This is a genomic window from Paenibacillus sp. J14 (assembly GCF_000518465.1).
Taxonomy (GTDB): Bacteria; Bacillota; Bacilli; order Paenibacillales; family Paenibacillaceae; genus Fontibacillus; species Fontibacillus barengoltzii.
The window spans coordinates 1-4,611 of record NZ_JADQ01000099.1 but is presented as its reverse complement, the minus strand read 5'-3'; the positions used below and the strand labels follow the sequence as shown (position 1 = coordinate 4,611).

The 4,611-nt window shown below is 55.7% G+C and carries 5 protein-coding genes; 2 read left to right on the top strand and 3 right to left on the bottom strand.

Going from position 1 to position 4,611, the window contains the following annotated elements:
* Together M891_RS0121990 and M891_RS0121985 are read right to left on the bottom strand one after the other, a co-directional pair.
* A partial coding sequence (locus M891_RS0121990; RefSeq protein ID WP_028540207.1) for a transposase occupies positions 1-240 on the bottom strand: 240 nt, incomplete at its 3' end.
* A 200-nt stretch (positions 241-440) separates the two neighbouring features.
* Positions 441-1,889, bottom strand: a complete 1,449-nt coding sequence (locus M891_RS0121985; RefSeq protein WP_028540282.1) for an aminotransferase-like domain-containing protein — start codon at positions 1,887-1,889, stop codon at positions 441-443.
* A gap of 175 nt (positions 1,890-2,064) precedes the next feature.
* On the opposite strand from M891_RS0121985, the gene M891_RS0121980 reads away from it, so the two are divergent.
* Both M891_RS0121980 and nfsA read left to right on the top strand, forming a co-directional pair.
* Complete coding sequence (locus M891_RS0121980; protein ID WP_016313695.1) at positions 2,065-2,706, top strand: LysE/ArgO family amino acid transporter; 642 nt, start codon at positions 2,065-2,067, stop codon at positions 2,704-2,706.
* 92 nt (positions 2,707-2,798) lie between these two features.
* Positions 2,799-3,542: an oxygen-insensitive NADPH nitroreductase gene (gene nfsA / locus M891_RS0121975; RefSeq protein ID WP_028540281.1), complete on the top strand. Its 744-nt coding sequence runs from the start codon at positions 2,799-2,801 to the stop codon at positions 3,540-3,542.
* A gap of 60 nt (positions 3,543-3,602) precedes the next feature.
* Here nfsA and M891_RS0121970 read toward each other — a convergent pair whose 3' ends face one another.
* Entirely contained in the window at positions 3,603-4,433 is an 831-nt protein-coding gene (locus M891_RS0121970) for a TatD family hydrolase (protein ID WP_028540280.1), read from the bottom strand.
* Between the last annotated feature and the right edge of the window lie 178 nt (positions 4,434-4,611).

Here is a 4,611-nt window from a genome sequence, read left to right as displayed (position 1 = left end):
GTTCTCCTCTTCCAGATCACGAAGGCGTTTCTGAAGATCTCTCATTGCTTTATCGTCGGCTTTCAGTTGCCCACTGCCTGGAAAGGCCTGTGCGCCGTCTTTCTTGTATTCCGCCATCCAACGATACAGGGTGTTGTCGCTGATCCCCAGTTCGCGGGCGACCTGCGCCACCGCTTTCCCTTCTTCCTGGATCATCTGAATCGTTTGCAGTTTAAATTCTTTATCGTATTTTTTCGTCATGGTAGCACCTCGAATTTGGATAGATTCATTTTACCCGATTCTCGGTTCTCCATGTCTACTTTTTAGTCTATCAGCAGAAGTTCGCTGACCAAATGGGATAATGTGTGAAGAAAGTGGAACCACAATTGACCGAACGGGATAAGCGTGGACGAGTGGACCCGTCTGAGGGGACCCATGCCGTAGTGCGATAATTCATGGGCTTAATCCAAGGAGCGCACGATTTGGCTCAGACGGGCAATGCCTTCCTTCAGTTCTTCGGCGGTGGCGTAGGCGTAGGAGAGGCGCAGGTGGCTGCCGGAGGCGCGGTCGTAGAGGTGGCCGGGGTTGACCAGGATGCCGGCTTTTAGGGCGGCGTCAAATATTTTGCGCGGGGAGGGAGAGTTGTGCAGGTTCAGCCAGATGTAAAACCCTCCCTGCGGTACCTTCCAGTCCGCGATATCGCGGAAATGCCGCTCCAGCGCGTCCATTGCCGCTTCTCGCCGCAGGCGGAGCGCCGTCCGCAGCCGTTCAAGGTGGCGGTCGTAGTTGCCGCTCCCGAGCCATTCTGCTGCCATCTGTTGCGAGAGGGCGCTGGAGCCGTAATCGCTTTGCATCTTGATGTCCGCGAGCCGCTCGATGACGGGCTGCGGCCCGGCAATCCAGCCAATCCGCAGGCCCGGGCTGAGGGATTTGGACAAGCTGCCGAGATACAGCACGCTGCCGCTGGTGTCATGCGCCTTTAACGGCAGGGGCGGCGGGGCGTCCAGCCATAACTCGCGGTAGACATCGTCTTCCACGAGGGGCAAGCGGGCCGCCTCACAGACGTCCAGCAGCAGCTGCCGCCGCGACTCGCTCATCACCGTTCCGCTCGGATTATGGAAAGTCGGAATGGTGTAAAGCAATGCGCCCGCATACTGCTTAGCGTACACGGAAACGAGGTCGGCGCGCAGGCCATGTTCATCCATCGGCACGCCGCGCAGCTTCATTCCGGCGCTCTGAAACACGGGCACCGAATACAGATACGACGGTCGTTCGGTCAGTACCGTTGAGCCCTGGGGGAGCAGGCCGACGGAAATGAGCTGGAGCGCCTGCAAAGCGCCGGAGACGATCAGCAGCGAGGCCGGCGAGACGGTGATGCCCTGACGGCGTAGCCGGGCAGCGATGACCTCCCGGAGCCGCAGATCCCCGTTAGGTTCACCATAGCCCAGGTACGGGACCTTGGCGGCCATCCGTCCCAGCAGTTCGGCCATCTCATCCTGCGGCAGCAGGTCGGGGCCCATCTCGCCGGTGCCGAGCCGCAAAATGCCAGGCTGGAACTCGGCCCGGTTAATCTCCTGCACAGCAGGTAGATTAGGGTATTGCACGCCGGAGCTGACGTACTCGTTCCAATCGGGCGGCGGGGAGGCTGTTAGCACGCCCCACGTGTGGTTAACGACGCGGGTGCCGCCTCCCCGGTCACCTTGAAGCAGCCCGGCTGCGATTAGTTCATCCAGCGCGGCGACGACTGTGCTGCGGTTAACCCCAAACCGCGCGGCCAGCTCCCGTTGGGACGGGATGCGCGTCCCCACCGGCCATTCGCCGCTGGCGATCCGGTCACGAAGATGCTCCATGATTTGTCGATGGAGCGGAATCGGCGAATTTCGGCTGGGGCGCCAAGTCGAAGGATTCATATGGAAGACCTCCCTCTTTTGCAGAATGGTCGATTTCTTGCTTGAGCGACGTTATTTTCCCTATTATATCGTTTGGTTGGTTTCAGTTCCATCCAAATGGATGGAGCCAAGTTGGAAGTGGGCAGGTACAATAAGGTTCATGACAAGGAGAGACAGAGATTAGAGGGGGAGAGAGATGGTTAGTGCTGCGATTCATGGGTTCTTTTTGGCGTTTGGGCTTATTTTGCCATTAGGTGTGCAGAATGTATTTGTATTTAACCAGGGGGCTGCCGGACGAAAGCTGCGCCGGGCGTTACCGGCTGTTCTGACCGCTGCTTTGGGCGATACAATATTGATTTTGCTGGCGGTGTTGGGAGTCTCGGTGTTGGTCTTGTCATGGACTTGGCTGAAAACCGTACTCTTTGCTGCAGGCGCTGTCTTTATGCTGTATATTGGTTGGACGATCTGGCGGGACGTGTCCAAGCCGTCTTCCGCAGGGGTATCTGGGCTGCCAGCTAAACAGCAGGCGGTGTTTGCCTTGTCGGTGACGTTTTTGAATCCACATGCGATTTTGGATACGGTTGGCGTGATCGGGACAAGCTCTCTGGATTATACCGGCTGGGCGAAAGGGGCGTTTACGCTGGCTACGATTCTGGTATCGTGGGTATGGTTTTTTGGATTAGCATGGGCTGGCAAAATGCTTGGAAGCCTGGACCGTGGAGGTCAACTGCTTCGGGGAATCAACCGATTATCTGCGTTGATCGTTTGGGGACTGGCACTATATATGATCGGTTCCGTGATCGCTGATCAGTTGAATTCAGGCGGCGGGGCGCTTTGAAGCTCAGTATGAATGGAACTCGGGGGCTTGCTTCCCGTTGGGGGAAGTTCCATAATTAGGAATGACATCAAGCGAGGAAAAGGAGTGAGGAGATGAACGAGACGATATCGAAGATGCTGGAGCATCGTTCCATTCGTAAATACAGCGATCGTCCGGTGCCCCGGGAGGTCATCGAGCAAATCGTATCTGCAGGCCAAATGGCCTCCAGTTCCAGTAATGTACAAGCCTATACCGTGATTGCCGTGACGAATGCGGATCGGAAGACGAAGTTGGCCGAGCTTTGCGGCAACCAGGCTTATGTCGCGGAGTGTCCCGTATTCCTGGTCTGGTGCGCAGATTTATCGAGACTTAAGCGGGCCGCCGAGCGGCATATTCCTTCGGAAACGACGTATGAAGGTACGACAGAGAACTTTATTGTGGCGACGGTCGATACGGCGCTGGCTGCTCAAAATGCCGCCATTGCCGCAGAATCGCTTGGCCTTGGCATCGTATATATCGGCGGTATCCGCAACCATAGCGAGGATGTGGCGGATCTTCTGGGCCTACCGCACCTGTCGTATCCCGTATTTGGCATGTGCCTTGGTTACCCGGATCAAACCCCTGAGCTTCGTCCAAGGCTTCCGCTGCCGGCAGTTCTACACTGGAACCAGTATGATACAGCCGGGCAAGAGGAACAGGTGGCAGCTTACGACGAGATCATGTCCAACTATCTGCGTGAACGGACCAGCGGGGCAAAGAATACCCCTTGGTCCAAGCTGATGGCCGAGAAGCTGGCGCAGCCGGCGCGGCTGCATATGCGTGAATTTTTAGAGAAACGCGGCTTTACCTTAAAATAATACAAACAGCAAAAAGCTGTCCCATTCGGTTTGCAACCGGGGGCAGCTTTTTTTTCGTCGTTATGATATTCCGTAAAAGCGTCGCGTGTTCTCGTACAACTTCGCCGCGGCTTCTTCTGGAGGAATGCCCAGCAGATTTGCCCAAGCCATCGCGACATGGCGTGTCATGCGCGGATGGGTGATCTGACCGGTAAACGGTCCTTCAAACGGCCAAGGCCCGTCCGTCTCGGCCATCACCTGCTCAGGCGGATAGCGCCGGGCAAGGTCTTGGATCTCCGGTTCGTAGACGATATCCGGCGTAAAAGAGATCACATAACCGCGATCCGCCATACGACGCACAGTGGCTTCGGCCCCCTTGAACCAGTGGAAATGTGCCTTCGTCACATCGTGCCGTTCCAGCAGATCGCAAGCAAGATCGGCATCTTCGTATACCGCATGCAGTACAATCGGTTTGTCTAATGCTTTGGCAAGCATCACAAACTTTTCCAGCAGATCTACATAGGGTTCAAGCTCAAAGGGCTTTCCTTGCTGCAGTGCTTCTTGCCGCGCGTAATAAGGAAGTCCGACTTCACCAACGGCAATCATATCCTCGGCATGCTGCTTGATCCAATTCAGCAGGAGATCGATCTCCCGATCCTCAGGGATAGGCTGCTCGGGGTGGAATCCGAATGCCGGGCGCACCAGGTTCGGATAGCGCTCCGCCAAAGCGTTGTTCAGCTTGCAGGAGGCTAAATGCATCGAAACGGCAATGACGGCTTCCACTCCGCAGCCCGGCAGTTCCTGCAGCAGGCGTTCACGGGTATCTTCGTCGTAAAGGTCTATATGAATATGGGCATCAATGAACGGGAGTTGGATTCCCTTCGGTAAACCGCGAAAAAGATTGTTGGACATCTCACCAGACCCTTTCCAGAAACAGGTTAACCGCTTGTACTCATTATACCTGTTTTTAGGTAGGTTTCAGCGGATGCCACGGGGTTTCTTCGTTTTTTGGTTAGAGAATGCCCATCATGTAAAAGGTTAAATCTTACTGCGAAACCGGGCATGTCGTACAATAACAATTATGCGACAA